The sequence below is a fragment of the Vibrio rhodolitus genome (assembly GCF_003350325.1).
Taxonomy (GTDB): Bacteria; Pseudomonadota; Gammaproteobacteria; order Enterobacterales; family Vibrionaceae; genus Vibrio; species Vibrio rhodolitus.
Genome location: NZ_QLYZ01000011.1, coordinates 43,230 through 58,140, shown reverse-complemented (window position 1 = coordinate 58,140; position 14,911 = coordinate 43,230). Strand labels below are relative to the sequence as shown.

The 14,911-nt window shown below is 45.8% G+C and carries 12 protein-coding genes; 2 read left to right on the top strand and 10 right to left on the bottom strand.

Features of this window, described 5'->3' with window-relative positions; all coding sequences use genetic code 11:
* Positions 1-48: 48 nt before the first annotated feature.
* From mepA to queA, 7 genes are all read right to left on the bottom strand, one after another.
* Positions 49-921: a penicillin-insensitive murein endopeptidase gene (mepA, locus tag DPF93_RS11855; protein ID WP_114766378.1), complete on the bottom strand. Its 873-nt coding sequence runs from the start codon at positions 919-921 to the stop codon at positions 49-51.
* An 11-nt stretch (positions 922-932) separates the two neighbouring features.
* Entirely contained in the window at positions 933-1,265 is a 333-nt protein-coding gene (locus DPF93_RS11850) for a DUF1904 domain-containing protein (RefSeq protein WP_114766377.1), read from the bottom strand.
* 138 nt (positions 1,266-1,403) lie between these two features.
* Entirely contained in the window at positions 1,404-2,351 is a 948-nt protein-coding gene (secF, locus tag DPF93_RS11845; protein WP_114766376.1) for a protein translocase subunit SecF, read from the bottom strand.
* Positions 2,352-2,365: 14 nt separating this feature from the next.
* Positions 2,366-4,222, bottom strand: a complete 1,857-nt coding sequence (gene secD / locus DPF93_RS11840; RefSeq protein WP_114766375.1) for a protein translocase subunit SecD — start codon at positions 4,220-4,222, stop codon at positions 2,366-2,368.
* A gap of 21 nt (positions 4,223-4,243) precedes the next feature.
* The gene (gene yajC, locus DPF93_RS11835) at positions 4,244-4,570 is read right to left on the bottom strand and encodes a preprotein translocase subunit YajC (protein WP_114766374.1); all 327 of its coding nucleotides are present in this window, start codon (positions 4,568-4,570) and stop codon (positions 4,244-4,246) included.
* Between the two features lie 192 nt (positions 4,571-4,762).
* Positions 4,763-5,896 (bottom strand): tRNA guanosine(34) transglycosylase Tgt, encoded by a 1,134-nt coding sequence (gene tgt, locus DPF93_RS11830; protein ID WP_114766373.1) that lies wholly within the window; start codon positions 5,894-5,896, stop codon positions 4,763-4,765.
* A 166-nt stretch (positions 5,897-6,062) separates the two neighbouring features.
* On the bottom strand, positions 6,063-7,115 hold the full coding sequence (gene queA / locus DPF93_RS11825) for a tRNA preQ1(34) S-adenosylmethionine ribosyltransferase-isomerase QueA (protein WP_114766372.1): 1,053 nt from the start codon (positions 7,113-7,115) through the stop codon (positions 6,063-6,065).
* Between the two features lie 238 nt (positions 7,116-7,353).
* Between queA and DPF93_RS11820 the strand changes: the two genes are divergently transcribed.
* Together DPF93_RS11820 and DPF93_RS11815 are read left to right on the top strand one after the other, a co-directional pair.
* Positions 7,354-9,294: a HAMP domain-containing methyl-accepting chemotaxis protein gene (locus DPF93_RS11820; protein WP_114766371.1), complete on the top strand. Its 1,941-nt coding sequence runs from the start codon at positions 7,354-7,356 to the stop codon at positions 9,292-9,294.
* 247 nt (positions 9,295-9,541) lie between these two features.
* Positions 9,542-9,985, top strand: a complete 444-nt coding sequence (locus tag DPF93_RS11815) for a CBS domain-containing protein (protein ID WP_114766370.1) — start codon at positions 9,542-9,544, stop codon at positions 9,983-9,985.
* A gap of 159 nt (positions 9,986-10,144) precedes the next feature.
* On the opposite strand, the gene aceA is transcribed toward DPF93_RS11815, so the two are convergent.
* The 3 genes from aceA to DPF93_RS11800 form a co-directional block, all read right to left on the bottom strand.
* Positions 10,145-11,452, bottom strand: coding sequence for an isocitrate lyase (gene aceA, locus DPF93_RS11810; protein ID WP_075650418.1), 1,308 nt, complete (start codon positions 11,450-11,452; stop codon positions 10,145-10,147).
* A 121-nt stretch (positions 11,453-11,573) separates the two neighbouring features.
* The gene (aceB, locus tag DPF93_RS11805) at positions 11,574-13,211 is read right to left on the bottom strand and encodes a malate synthase A (RefSeq protein WP_114766369.1); all 1,638 of its coding nucleotides are present in this window, start codon (positions 13,209-13,211) and stop codon (positions 11,574-11,576) included.
* 658 nt (positions 13,212-13,869) lie between these two features.
* Positions 13,870-14,775 (bottom strand): hydrogen peroxide-inducible genes activator, encoded by a 906-nt coding sequence (locus DPF93_RS11800; protein ID WP_114766368.1) that lies wholly within the window; start codon positions 14,773-14,775, stop codon positions 13,870-13,872.
* Between the last annotated feature and the right edge of the window lie 136 nt (positions 14,776-14,911).

The window sequence follows — 14,911 nt, the reverse complement described above, 5'->3', positions numbered from 1 at the left end:
TGTCAAACTCACGACATCGGAGTATTACAAGATAAGTGACTGGGCGTTTTATTTAACAGGATCAATAAGCTGGGCGCATTGCATTGGCAGGATTTTTTTTGCTTTAGGTCGTGATGTCGACGCTTTAGCCGTGGTTTTTTTGTCACTTTTCTTTGTTTCACTACTACCACGGTAGGTTTTTACTGGCTGCTTTGGTTTCCAACTCGCCACTTCTGCGCCACAACCGTCACCTTTGGGCGGTGGGCTCTGATCAACACAGCTACTATCCCCTTTCGGGCAACGTAATCGCACATGCATGTGATAGTTGTGTCCCCACCAAGGTCTAACCTTACGCAACCATGTTCGGTCGCCCCCCTCAAGGGAACAAAGCTGCTCTTTAATCACTGGGTGGACAAAAATGCGCGCGACCTCTTCATCTTTTGCCGCCATCTTTATCAGACGAAAATGACGGTTATCCCAGTTCTTAGTACTGAGTTTGTATGCCGACATATCCACCAAGCTTTTCGGTTTAGGAAGCGATAATGCAGCCGCAGAGAGTTTGGTATCAGCCAGACGCAGCCAGATATCCGCATCTAGCCCGGTTTGATGGCTTGAGTGACCAGAAGAAAAACGACCGCCTTGTGGCAAAGACAAATCACCAATCAGCAGGTGGGTTCGTAACTCTTTACGAGCTTGAATAGAAAGACGCTCAATAAAAGCAATCGTGTTGGGATGACCGTAGTAACGTTTGTTTTGGCTACGTAGTACCTGATAGCCATTACCGTTGAGAGGCAGGGCTTTCGCCCCTAATAAACAGCCATTGGCATAGCTACCAATGGCTTCTGGACTGAGTCGATTTGGCTTTGCAAAGGACTCCCAAGGTGATGCAAAAGAGAAAAACGACACTAGCCAAAGCAACAGAGCTACGCAGGTCGATTTCATCTTCTCACCTCTTAGTAATGTTCAGCGTTGTCGTAGTAAGCGCTTGGGTTAAGGGCAGTAAAAATAACCGCAACATTTACATCTTGTCCCATAATGCCACGCACTTGATTGGTAACAATCTTAGCAACAGCATCTTGCTTCTCTTGACCACGGTCAAACCAAAGCACTTCAACAAATGGGTATGCAGGGCTTACTTCACCCTCATGGTAAAAGGTAGTGTAGACATACTCAAAAGTGAAGTCTTCACGAGGAGAGCCCATGATCTCTTGTAGTTCATCAATCAGAGGTTTAGATAGCGTTTGTACCGTTTGTGGTTCAACTGCTCTAAAACGAAAATGTGGCATCTTTTGCTTCCTAATTATGGTTATGGTGCAACTATCATACTTGTTTGCTTTATAAAGCACATGCTCAACATTGAGCGAGGCTCGCAAAGCAAACAAAAAAAGCCGCTGATGACAGCGGCTTTTAACTCTTTTTATGCGTTAAGGCATCTCGTCGAACTCTGCACCCTCTTTTTCAACTTGAGGTGGCATTAAGTGCTCTTTAGTAATACCCAGTTTCCATGCTAGTGCCGAAGCCACGTAGATAGAAGAGTATGTACCAACGGTGATACCCAGTAACAGCGCCGTCGCAAAGCCGTGAATCATCGCACCGCCTTGGACAAACAGTGCAATAACTACAAATAGCGTGGTGCCCGAGGTAATCAAGGTACGACTCAAGGTTTGAGTAATCGCACTGTTAATCACTTCTGCAGGACCGCCTTTACGCATACGGCGGAAGTTCTCACGGATCCGGTCAAATACTACGATGGTATCGTTGAGCGAGTAGCCCACTACCGTCAGCAAGGCTGCTACGATAGTCAGGTCAACCTCAATCTGCATAATTGAGAATACACCCAACGTAATGATGATATCGTGCGCCAGTGCGAGTACCGCACCTGCTGCAAGACGCCATTCAAATCGTACCGATACGTAGATCAAGATACAGATCAGCGACACCAAAATCGCTAGACCACCCGCTTCTGTCAACTCGTCACCCACGTTAGGACCAACGAACTCGATGCGGCGCATCTCAACTTCTTTGCCTGTCCCTTCTTTGATTGCCGAAATGATCTGGTTACCTAGCGTCTCACCTGAAACATCTTCACGTGGACTTAGGCGCACCATTACATCACGCGCGCTACCAAAGTTTTGCACAATCGCATCACCAAAGCCTTTCGCTTCCAGTGATGTTCGGATTTCATCTAACTGAGCTGGCTGTTCGAAACCAACTTCAATCAAAGTACCGCCCGTAAAATCTAGACCCCAGTTCAACCATTTGGTTGAAAGAGTAAAGATAGAAGCACCGATCATGAGCAATGAGAAAATAAAGGCGAACTTTGACCAACGTAAAAAGTCGATCGTGCTTTCTGCTTTTAGAATCTGAAACATATTAATTCCTAGCCTTAGATCGACAGTTTATCGATGCGCTTGCCACCGTACAGCAGGTTAACCACACAACGGGTACCTACAATTGCAGTGAACATCGAAGTCAAAATACCAATCGATAGCGTTACCGCGAAGCCTTTAACTGCACCCGTACCTACAGCAAACAGAATGATTGCGGTAATAAGCGTGGTGATGTTGGCATCGGCGATGGTACTAAACGCGTTGGCATAACCTTGGTGAATCGCTTGTTGCGGTGAACGACCTTCACGCAATTCTTCGCGAATACGCTCAAAAATCAGTACGTTGGCATCGACCGCCATACCGACCGTCAATACAATACCGGCAATACCTGGTAGCGTCATTGTCGCCCCCGGAATCATCGACATAATACCGATAATCAGCACCAAGTTAGACATTAGAGCTAGGTTAGCAATCAGACCAAACTTGCGGTAGTAAAGTACGGTAAACAGCATTACTGCCAACATACCCCAAATACACGCTTGGATACCCATATCGATGTTTTGTTGACCCATAGATGGACCAATCGTACGTTCTTCAACAATCGAGATTGGCGCAATTAGAGCACCAGCACGAAGCAGTAGCGCTAGGTTGTGCGCTTCAGCTGCTGAATCAATACCAGTGATACGGAAGTTACGACCAAGTGCCGATTGAATCGTCGCTTGGTTAATTACTTCTTCATGCTTAGACAGGATAACTTTGCCGTCAGCTGTCTTACGACCGCTGTCTTTGTATTCAGCAAATACCGTTGCCATTAGCTGACCGATATTTTTCTTTGAGAACGCCGACATCTTGTTACCACCCTCGCTATCTAGCGTGATGTTAACTTGTGGGCGACCGTACTCATCCACGCTTGAGCTTGCATCAGTAATGCTTGCACCGCTTAAGATGACACGTTTTTTCAGAACAACGGGACGACCGTCAGTATCGAACTTGATTTCAGAACCTGCTGGTGCACGACCATTAGCTGCCGCTGCAAGATCTGCTTTTGAGTCCACTTCACGGAACTCTAGCGTTGCAGTTGCACCAAGGATCTCTTTCGCACGCGCAGTGTCTTGCACACCCGGTAGCTCAACCACAATACGGCTAGCACCTTGGCGTTGAACCAATGGTTCAGCAACACCAAGTTCGTTTACACGGTTACGAAGAATGGTAATGTTCTGTTCAACGGCGTAGTTACGGATTTCGGTTAGACGTTGCTCAGTGAACGAAGCGATCAAAGAGAAACGACCATTTGTATCTGAATCCGTGAACACCATATCTGGATGGTTCTTCTCCAGCAGGGCTTTCGCTTGTGCCAGTTGCTCTTCATTACGAAGCAGCACTTCTACAGCGTCTTTACCTGATGGGCGAATTGCACGATAGCGGATCTTATCTTCACGTAGTTCACTACGGAAAGCTTCCTCTTGCTGACCAACCAGTTTTTCCATTGCCGCGTCCATATCCACTTCCATCAAGAAGTGAACACCACCACGTAGGTCAAGACCTAGCTTCATTGGAGAAGCACCAATTGCTTCAAGCCAAGTTGGTGTTGCCGGTGCAAGGTTAAGCGCCACAATGGTATCTTTATCGAGGGCTTCACTGATCACATCACGAGCACTGATTTGAGTATCGGTGTCGTTGAAACGAACAAGAATCGATCCATTCTCTAGAGCAATGGATTTAAATGAGAGGCTCTGTTTATCAAGAGCTTGAGTGACAGAATCCAGCGTAGCCATATCTACAGAGGCGCCGCGCGCCCCTGTAACTTGAATTGCCGGATCTTCACCGTAGAGATTTGGAAGTGCATACAATGCAGCGATAGCGATGGTAAACATCACCATCAAGTACTTCCATAACGGATAACGGTTTAGCACAGCGAGGATCCTTTAGCTGTCTTATAGAGATTTCAGTGTACCCTTTGGTAGCACTGCTGATACGAAGTCTTTCTTGATAACTACTTCGTTGTTCGCGTTTAGCTCGATAGTGATGTAATCGTTGTCTTCAGCGATTTTAGTGATTTTACCCACTAGACCACCGTTAGTTAGTACTTCATCACCTTTGCCCATCGAAGCCATTAGGTTTTTGTGTTCCTTAACGCGCTTAGCTTGTGGACGGTAGATCATGAAGTAGAAGATCACCGCGAACATCGCTAGCATGATAATCATTTCGAAACCGCCACCTGCTGGTGCTTCTGCTGCTGCGTGAGCCTGAGAAATAAACATGAAAATATCCTCTATTATATTTTTGATTATCCAACAAATTGGGCTTTGGCTAGTTATATTCAAGCGTGCTGATCGCTATTAGAGATCGCACTCTCAAAAATATCGAGCTTTTGCTCATTTGTTAGGCTGGTTGTGACTTTACAGACCAGCCATTAATAAAAGCCTTAGGCAAAACCTAAGGCTTAAATTTGATTACTGTTTGCCTAGTGGCGGCACTTCGCGGTTACGACGTGCATAGAACTCTTCAACGAACTGATCGAAGCGATCTTCATCAATCGCACTGCGAATGCTTTCCATCAAGCGTTGGTAGTAACGCAAGTTATGGATAGTATTCAGACGCGCACCTAGGATTTCGTTACAACGATCTAAGTGATGTAAGTACGACTTAGAGTAGTTCTTACAAGTGTAACAGTCACAGTGCGGATCTAATGGTGTTGTATCGGTTTTATGTGTCGCATTACGGATCTTGATCACACCACCAGTCACAAATAGGTGACCGTTACGTGCGTTACGCGTTGGCATTACACAGTCGAACATGTCGATACCGCGACGTACACCTTCTACTAAATCTTCCGGTTTGCCAACACCCATTAGGTAACGAGGTTTGTCAGTTGGCAGTTGTGGACAAGTGTGCTCAAGCACGCGGTGCATATCTTCTTTCGGTTCGCCTACTGCTAGGCCACCGACTGCGTAACCGTCAAAGCCGATTTCAGTCAGACCTTTAACTGATACATCACGCAAGTCTTCGTATACACCACCTTGAACGATACCAAATAGGTTGTTCGGGTTTTCTAACTTGTCGAAATGATCACGTGAGCGCTGTGCCCAACGTAGTGACATTTCCATCGATTTCTTCGCTTCATCGTGCGTCGCTGGGTATGGCGTACACTCGTCAAAGATCATCACGATGTCAGAACCTAGGTCTTTTTGGATTTCCATCGACTTTTCTGCGTCCATGAAAATCTTGTCACCGTTTACTGGGTTACGGAAATGCACACCCTCTTCAGTGATTTTACGGATATCACCAAGGCTGAATACTTGGAAGCCGCCTGAGTCAGTCAGGATAGGACCTTGCCAGTTCATGAAATCATGCAGGTCACCGTGCATTTTCATTACTTCTTGACCAGGACGTAGCCATAGGTGGAAAGTGTTACCTAGCAGGATTTCTGCACCAGTCTCTTTCACTTCTTCCGGCGTCATACCTTTAACCGTACCGTAAGTACCGACAGGCATGAAAGCTGGAGTTTGAACTGTGCCGCGTTCAAACGTTAGCTGACCACGACGTGCATTGCCGTTGGTCTTTTTTAAATCAAATTTTAACTTCACGAAGCCTCCAATGTCAGAGAAACAGTCTGACTTTGATCTCGGGCGTTTAAGCCCATAAAGGAGCGGTCGCATATTCCTTGCGAGATATGAAAAGTTGCCTTTTCACCCCTAGCCTACTGCTAGCACTCGTAAACTCTTAAAACTGCTATTCAAGCATAAGACAGCGCTAAACTGTCTTTTTCTTAATAAACATAGAATCACCGTATGAGAAGAAGCGGTAATTATTCTCTACCGCATGCTTATACGCATTCATAGTGTTCTCATAGCCAGCAAACGCACTCACTAGCATGATGAGCGTTGATTCTGGTAGGTGGAAGTTAGTGATCAAGCAATCCACCAACTGGTACTCGTAACCAGGGAAAATGAAAATTTCGGTATCACCGAAAAATGGCACGAGCTCAGTGCCTTTTTTCACTGCGTCTTGCGCTGCACTTTCTAGAGAACGCACTGACGTTGTGCCCACTGCAATCACTCGACCACCGCGTGCTTTGGTCGCGTTAATCGCATCAACTACGTCTTGTGTTACTTCAACGTATTCAGCGTGCATGTGGTGATCATGGATATTGTCTACTTTCACTGGTTGGAAAGTACCCGCACCCACATGCAGCGTCACGTACGCCAGTTCAGCACCCTTGGCTTTAATTTTTTCTAGCAACACTTCATCAAAGTGCAGGCCCGCCGTTGGAGCGGCAACCGCACCCGGTTTTTGGTTGTAAACCGTCTGGTAGCGCTCTTTATCTGCATCTTCATCAGGACGATCGATATATGGCGGCAGTGGCATGTGACCAATCTGCTCTAGAATCTCTAGAACGGTTTGCTCAGCATTAAATTTCAATTCGAATAGCGCATCGTGACGTGCCACCATCTGTGCTGAAAACTCATCGTTTTCACCCAGCAAAATGGTTGACCCTGGCTTTGGCGATTTTGAGCAGCGAACATGGGCAAGAATACTCTTCTCATCTAGCATGCGCTCAACTAACACTTCTAGCTTACCGCCCGACTCTTTGCGACCAAACATACGCGCTGGGATCACACGGGTATTGTTGAATACCACAAGATCGCCCGCCTCGATATGGTTCAAGACATCGGTAAATGTACCATCCACCAGCGCACCGCTATTACCGTCAAGTTGGAGTAAGCGACTCGCAGTACGTTCCGGCTGGGGGTAACGTGCGATCAATTCATCAGGAAGGTCGAAATGGAAATCAGATACTTGCATGTCTTGGGTCTTAAATCGAGTTAACAAAAGGTGTCACGAAGCTTTTCGCAGCCGACTAGTATATGTCGACAAAGCGCAATAGCAAGGATAGATATTGTAATGATTCTTGAACAAGCAGCAAAGATTTAACAGAGAGTGAATGAAATCTAAGTTTTGTAATTAAAACGGCGTAATATGGAGCAAAAATATACAGTGAAGTTTAAGAAATACAGCAAATAACTATAGCAGTAGGTGGAATATGACACTCAAACAGCAGCTTACATATGGATTTGGCAGCATTATAGGATTGTTGCTTATTGTTAGCGCATTATCACTAGTTCGTTTTAGTGATACAAATCAGGGGTTTAATAATTATCGTAGTTTGGCTGTTGCCAGCGTCAATATCGGTCGAGTTCAAGCAAACTTGCTTGAGTCCCGCTTAGCAGTGGTGAAATATATCAAGACACCGACCGAACAAAATTTAGAACAGTTCAACACGCGCATCACCTCTACTAACGAACTTTTGGATACCACACTCCAACTGGATATCGAGCAGTCACAAAAAGATGAGCTTAATGCCATCAAGCAGCAGGTGGCTCTTTACCAGCAGCAGTTTGAGCAAGTGGTAACCCTTATCGCTCAGCGCAATGATTTGGTTTTTAATCAGCTCGACCCTAACGGACTTAAAATGCGCACCGCGCTTTCTGCGCTAATGAAAGATGCCCACGATGCAGGCTATGCCGATATCGCAATGTATGCTGGCGAGCTGCAAGAAAGTGTCTTATTGGCTCGCTTACATGCAGTGAAGTTTCTTATCAATAACCAAGCCGTAGATGCTGAGAATGCCCAGAAAGAATTTAACGTTATTTTGCAGCGCAAGCAGTTGCTTGAGCCTTATTTGAACAGCGCGAAACAGCGTGATTTGCTAAAACAATCTCAAGCGGCGTTTAAGCAATACACCACAACATTCGATAACATCATCACCACCATCAATCAGCGCAACGGTATCATCAATAATCAACTCAACGTGATTGGTGCTGAATCAGCCGCGACCATTGAGCGCATTAAACTGGCGATCAAACAAGAGCAAGACAAAGTGGGCCCTTACATGGTCGACAAGCTAGAAAGTGCGCAATACATTATTTTCTGGCTATCAGTACTGGCAACCATTATCGCCGTTACCGTCGCCTACAAAATTTTCACCAGTATCCGCAATACTGTTGGTGGAGAGCCAAAAGACATTCAAGCGATTGTTCAGCATGTTGCTGATGGTGATCTTTCACTTACTCCAGCTTCAACGGGCAAAGAAACCGGTATTTACGCCAACATCATTGCCATGCGTGACGAGCTGCGCCGCATTATCGAGCGCTCACATAATATTTCAGAAAATGTCGCTGCCGCTTCGGTGCAATTGGTCGCTGCAATGAAGCAGACGCATGATAACGCGCAAAACGAACTCAGCCATATTGAACAGATGGCAACCGCAATCACTGAACTATCGAGTACCGCCGAAGAAGTGAGCGCTAATGCCTCAACCGCTGAGCAGGCAGCTAGTGGCGCATCACAAAATGTCAGCAAAGGACAAGCGGCGCTGCACTCGTCAGATGAAGTCTCCAAGCAGATAGAAATCTCTATTGCCGAAAGCACTGATATCGTCAATCAACTACGCGAGTATTCAATTGAGATTGGCAGTGTCGTGGAAGTGATCAGCGATATTTCGGCTCAAACCAACCTGCTGGCACTCAATGCCGCGATTGAAGCCGCTCGCGCTGGTGAACAAGGTCGAGGCTTTGCTGTCGTCGCTGATGAAGTGCGCTCTTTAGCTGCGCAAACTCAGCAATCAACGGTGAATATCCAAGAGATCATCTCTCGCCTGCAAACTCAGGCAGAGCATGCCAACAACGGTATGGCGACCAATATGGAATTGGTTGATAGTTCACGTACCATCAGTCTTGAGCTGGCTGAATCCTTTGCCCAAATCGCGGGTTCAGTTGAGCAAATCTCTGATATGAACACCCAAGTCGCCACGGCATCAGAAGAGCAATCGAGTGTGACGCAAGAAGTATCACACAACATCACGCACACCTTTGACATCGTCAATAACAACGTCGCAAGTGTCGAGGAAAGTGAACAAGCCAGTGAAAAACTCTCTGGGCTTGCCAATGAGCAAAAGCAGTTGCTGAGCTTCTTTAAACTTTAATCATCACCGCTTAATCGCCCACCTTATTGGTGGGCGATTTGATCATCACGCCCGCCAATATTAACCATCATGCCCCCTCTTGCGCCGAAAGATATTTACTTACTTTTTATCTGGATATTTTACCAAGAAAATCGGCTCAGCTCCCAAAACCATCGCCGATTTACTCCTATAGTAAACAGTAGAGACAACAAACTCTTTACCTGCATTCACGCGGTAACAATCTGCGCAAAAAACTAAGGAGGTTACCATGATTAAAGTCGAAGACATGATGACTCGTAACCCGCACACCTTGTTACGCTCTCATCTCCTTTCCGACGCCAAACATACCATGGAAGCGTTAGGCATTCGGCACATCCCGATTGTCGATAGTAATCGTCACTTGCTAGGCATCATTACCCAACGAGATGTCCTCGCAGCTCAAGACTCCAGCTTACAAAAAGAAACGGAAGAAGCATCATTTACCTTAAGTACTCCCTTGTATGAGGTGATGCGTACTAACGTGATGATCGTCAGCCCTAAAGCGGGGTTAAAAGAGACCGCAATCTATATGCAAAAACACAAGGTTGGCTGTTTACCTATTGTCGATAAAGGACGCTTGGTCGGTATTATGACCAACAGTGACTTTGTCGCGATTGCGATTAATTTGTTGGAACTGCAAGAAGAAGTGGAACCAGAAGAGATGGAAGATTAGGCAAAAAAAGAGCGGCCCGAGCCGCTCAAAGAACATCAAAATTTATGCCTAAAAAGTTTGTATCCTAGGGGTGTAATTAGGAACAGAATTACCAGAGTTGTAGGGTTAAGTGACTGCGTACGTCCGACTCGAGCAATCACTTAACTACAACTACTTTGACTAGAACTGGTCTTCTTCAGTAGAACCAGTTAGAGCCGTTACAGATGAATTACCACCTTGGATGGTGTTCGTCATCTTATCGAAGTAACCGGTACCCACCTCTTGTTGGTGAGCAACGAAAGTATAACCTTTCTCAGCTGCCTCGAATTCTGGACGTTGAACTTTCTCAACGTAGTGACGCATACCTTCGCCTTGCGCGTAAGCATGTGCCAATTCAAACATGTTGAACCACATGTTGTGGATACCCGCTAGCGTGATGAACTGGTACTTGTAGCCCATATTCGCCAGCTCTTGCTGGAATTTCGCGATCGTTTCTGCGTCTAGGTTCTTCTCCCAGTTGAAAGAAGGTGAGCAGTTGTACGCCAGTAGTTGGTCTGGGTACTCAGCGTGGATCGCTTCTGCAAACTTACGCGCTTCTTCCAGACATGGCGTCGCCGTTTCACACCAGATTAGATCTGCGTATGGTGCGTAAGCTAGACCACGAGAAATCGCTTGGTCGATACCTGCACGTACACGGTAGAAACCTTCTTGGGTACGCTCGCCTTCAATAAAGTCTTTATCGTAAGCGTCGCAGTCTGACGTCAGTAGGTCAGCAGCGTTGGCATCAGTACGAGCAATAACTAGCGTTGTCGTGCCTGATACGTCAGCAGCTAGACGAGCTGCAACCAGTTTTTGAACCGCTTCTTGAGTTGGAACCAGTACCTTACCACCCATGTGACCACACTTTTTCACTGATGCTAGTTGGTCTTCAAAGTGTACACCTGCCGCACCAGCATCAATCATCGACTTCATTAGCTCGTAAGCGTTTAGGACGCCACCAAAGCCTGCTTCTGCATCGGCAACGATAGGTAGGAAGTAGTCGATACCGCCTTCTTCTGGTGACTTGCCATTTGCCCATTGAATTTGGTCCGCACGACGGAAAGAGTTGTTGATGCGCTTAACCACAGACGGAACTGAGTCTACTGGGTATAGCGATTGGTCTGGGTACATGGTTGATGCGGTATTGTTGTCTGCTGCAACCTGCCAGCCTGATAGGTAGATAGCTTCGATACCCGCTTTCGCTTGCTGAACTGCTTGACCACCTGTCAGTGCACCAAGACAGTTTACGTAACCTTTTTTCGCGCTGCCGTTAACCAGTGACCATAGTTTGTCGGCACCACGTTGAGCGATGGTATTCGCTGGTACCATTGAGCCGCGTAGCTCTACAACTTCTTCAGCCGTGTATGGGCGTTTTACATTTTTCCAGCGTGGATTGGTTGCCCAGTCTTTCTCTAGAGCTTCAATTTGTTGGCGTCGAGTTAATGTCATTGGTCTATCCCTCATATTATTGCGCGCTGCGCTTTTATCTTTGCTGGCAGTAGGTCCTGATCTGCCAGTATTCCTTCACGTTATTGGATGTTGGTATTGATTAAGTCTTTTGCTTTCCTAACTAATCTAGGTAGTCGTAACCTGGAATGGTTAAGAAGTTGGTTAATTCATCGCTTGTGGTCAGTTGTGCCATCAACTTCGCCGCTTCTTCAAAACGACCCGCTTGATAGCGTGCTTCGCCCACTTCTTGCTTCACGACTTCGATCTCTTCATTTAAGTACTGTTCAAATAGCGTTTTGGTCACCACCTGTCCGTTGTCGAGATCTTTACCGTGTTGAATCCATTGCCAGATAGAGGCGCGAGAGATTTCCGCGGTCGCGGCATCTTCCATTAAGCCGTAAATTGGCACGCAACCATTGCCTGAGATCCACGCTTCGATGTACTGAAGTGCCACTCGGATATTGTGACGCATCCCCTGCTCTGTTCTTGCACCATCGCAAGGAGCTAATAGTTCGCTCGCCGTGATAGGTGCATCGTCTGCTCTGCTCACATCTAGTTGATTGGTGCGTTCACCCAAGACCTTGCTAAACACCTCCATGGCGGTATCCGCAAGACCTGGATGAGCGACCCATGTGCCATCATGCCCGTTGTTAGCTTCTAGTGATTTATCGTTATGAATTTTGTCGAGCACTTGTTGGTTCTCTGCTGGATCTTTGGCTGGAATAAACGCCGCCATACCACCCATCGCAAACGCGCCACGCTTATGACAAGTACGAACCAACAGTCTTGAGTACGCGTTCAGGAACGGCTTATCCATTGTCACCACCTGGCGATCCGGTAGCACGCGATCGGGGTGATTTTTCAATGTTTTGATATAGCTAAAGATGTAATCCCAGCGACCACAGTTAAGACCAACGATGTGCTCTTTGAGCGAGAACAGAATTTCATCCATCTCAAACACTGCTGGTAGCGTCTCAATCAATACCGTTGCTTTGATCGTGCCAGTATTAAGACCGAAGTAGTCTTCAGTAAAGTGGAACACTTCACTCCACCATTTAGCCTCATGATGAGACTGCAGTTTTGGCAGGTAGAAATACGGACCGCTGCCTTTTTTAAGTAGCGCTTGATAGTTGTTATAAAAGTAGAGCGCAAAATCAAACAAGGCACCAGGGATGATCTGCTGATTAAACGTGACATGCTTTTCTTGTAGATGCAGCCCACGTACACGGCAAATCAATACCGCAGGGTCTTGCGCAAGCTCATAATGCTTACCGTTACCCGGGTTGGTATAGCTGATAGTGCCACGCACTGCATCACGCAAGTTGATTTGTCCATCCAGTACCTTGCCCCACGCCGGTGACATTGAGTCTTCAAAATCGGCCATAAACACTTTTACATTAGCGTTCAGCGCGTTAATCACCATTTTGCGGTCAGTCGGTCCGGTTATCTCAACACGGCGATCTTGCAAATCTTGCGGAATACCGAGGATCTTCCAGCTGCCTTCACGGATATCTTGCGTTTCTGGCAAAAAGTCCGGAAGTTCGCCTGCGTCGATACTTGCTTGCTTGTGCTCACGAGCGACCAATAACCCTTCGACACGTGGAGCAAAACGCTCACAAAGGAGTGCGAGAAAAGTTTGCGCTTCTGTTGGCAGAATCGCTTGGTGCTCCGGTAATAGCTCACCCGTGATCTTTAAACGGGATAAGGTTTCTTGGGCTTCCTTAGTCGATGTTGTTTTATCAGGTGTTTGAGCAAGCATGATTTCTTCCTTTAAATCTGTTGTCGTAATTACATTTGTAAGTTATGAACGACAATTATCTTTTTATTTCCGACTTTATCAGATGACTTTAATTGTGCTCTTAGGCTCTAGATTCAATCAAACCAAGCGAGATTTCAATCTAGACATAGGTCTTACCGAGCCTTTAAATAACTTACATCACGGCGATTGATAGAAAAAGAGGGCAAGTGAAGTTTGAAGTTTTATTCGGTGGGGGGAAAAGCATGCATCAAGCGCACAAAAACGTAAGCACTTACGTAATTTAATTTCAGTGAAAAATCTTATGTCAAATTAATTCAAACAAGTGTTTTAATGTCAGACCAGCCTTTTTTACCCTTTTATTACATGGTCTTAAGCTTATTTTTTAATCATAATTAAAACAGACAAAAAAACGCCAACTGTAAAATTAACAATGTGAAATTTCACTATTTCATGAAAGCTTCAAAAATTAATTTCTGTAAAATTTTACAAGTTAAACTGCACCATCGGAATTAAAAACTAAAAAACGCACCGATAGCAGTGCGTTTTAATGGGTAATTGCAGATGTAATGGCTAATACTTATAGCTAATAAGCGCATTGACCTCACTTTAGCAGTAAGACAATTAACCCTTGCGAGCTAAATTAGTATCAACTTCAGAGCTAAAGCAGCTCAGACACGACATCTGCCAACTGATTAAATGTTTTCACTCGTGAAGAACTTGGACGCCATACCAGACCAATATGACGATGAGCTTGCTGACCCGGTGGATCGACCACCATCAGATTTTGGTTATCAATCAAACCATGATCAATCGCCATTTGCGGTATAAAGGTAGTACCGAGTCCATTTGCCACCATTTGGACCAAAGTATGCAAACTGGTCGCAGAAAACGGATTGATCTTCTCTTTCTCAGTTAACTGACACGCCGACACCGCATGCTCGGTGAGACAGTGCTCTTTTTCAAGCAAGAAAACGAACTCATCAGGCAAATCATCGTAGTGGATCGGCACTTTAATCGCGTCAGCTTGCTGGCGGCTAATGATCATCCGAAACGGATCGCTGCCCACAATTTTACTCTCCATCCCCTCTATATCTACAGGTAACGCAAGAATCAATACGTCCAACTCACCATGACGAAGCGCGGTCAGTAGATTGGTCGTGGTGTCTTCACGCAGCAGCATATTCAGACTCGGGAAACGCTTGTTGACTTCTTGTACCAAATCGCAGAGTAAAAAAGGCGCGATGGTTGGAATGCAGCCCACTTTCAACTGTCCTTCCATATCGCCGCCTTGGCATAAACGCCCTAGCTCGACCAAATCTTGTCCTTTGGCTAGCAAGTCACGCCCTTGCTGCACAACTAATTCACCGGCATGGGTAAAAACCAGTGGACTCTTTTTGTCTTTCTTCTCATATAGAGGGCAGCCAATCAGCTCTTCTAAGTTTTGAATCCCTTTGCTTAAAGTAGATTGGCTAACGAAGCACTTTTCTGCGGCATCACTAAAATGACGGGTTTCATGTAGGGTAACCAAGTAGTGCAGTTGCTTGAGACTAGGCCATTTATTCATAGTTTTATCGTTAACTCCTACACGGGCAGTGATCGAAATAGCAGATTCCGATTTTATCGCTTTTTTCGATTAACTTAATCTATTTAATTCGCTTTTTTCAATACTACAATCTGTACTATAGTTTGTCCCGAACAAA

Excerpts from the sequence above, each read along its gene's own strand:
- mepA (WP_114766378.1), bottom strand. The coding sequence starts at position 921 with ATGAAATCGACCTGCGTAGCTCTGTTGCTTTGGCTAGTGTCGTTTTTC.
- DPF93_RS11850 (WP_114766377.1), bottom strand. The coding sequence starts at position 1,265 with ATGCCACATTTTCGTTTTAGAGCAGTTGAACCACAAACGGTACAAACG.
- secF (WP_114766376.1), bottom strand. The coding sequence starts at position 2,351 with ATGTTTCAGATTCTAAAAGCAGAAAGCACGATCGACTTTTTACGTTGG.
- yajC (WP_114766374.1), bottom strand. The coding sequence starts at position 4,570 with ATGTTTATTTCTCAGGCTCACGCAGCAGCAGAAGCACCAGCAGGTGGC.
- queA (WP_114766372.1), bottom strand. The coding sequence starts at position 7,115 with ATGCAAGTATCTGATTTCCATTTCGACCTTCCTGATGAATTGATCGCA.
- DPF93_RS11820 (WP_114766371.1), top strand. The coding sequence starts at position 7,354 with ATGACACTCAAACAGCAGCTTACATATGGATTTGGCAGCATTATAGGA.
- DPF93_RS11815 (WP_114766370.1), top strand. The coding sequence starts at position 9,542 with ATGATTAAAGTCGAAGACATGATGACTCGTAACCCGCACACCTTGTTA.
- aceA (WP_075650418.1), bottom strand. The coding sequence starts at position 11,452 with ATGACATTAACTCGACGCCAACAAATTGAAGCTCTAGAGAAAGACTGG.
- aceB (WP_114766369.1), bottom strand. The coding sequence starts at position 13,211 with ATGCTTGCTCAAACACCTGATAAAACAACATCGACTAAGGAAGCCCAA.
- DPF93_RS11800 (WP_114766368.1), bottom strand. The coding sequence starts at position 14,775 with ATGAATAAATGGCCTAGTCTCAAGCAACTGCACTACTTGGTTACCCTA.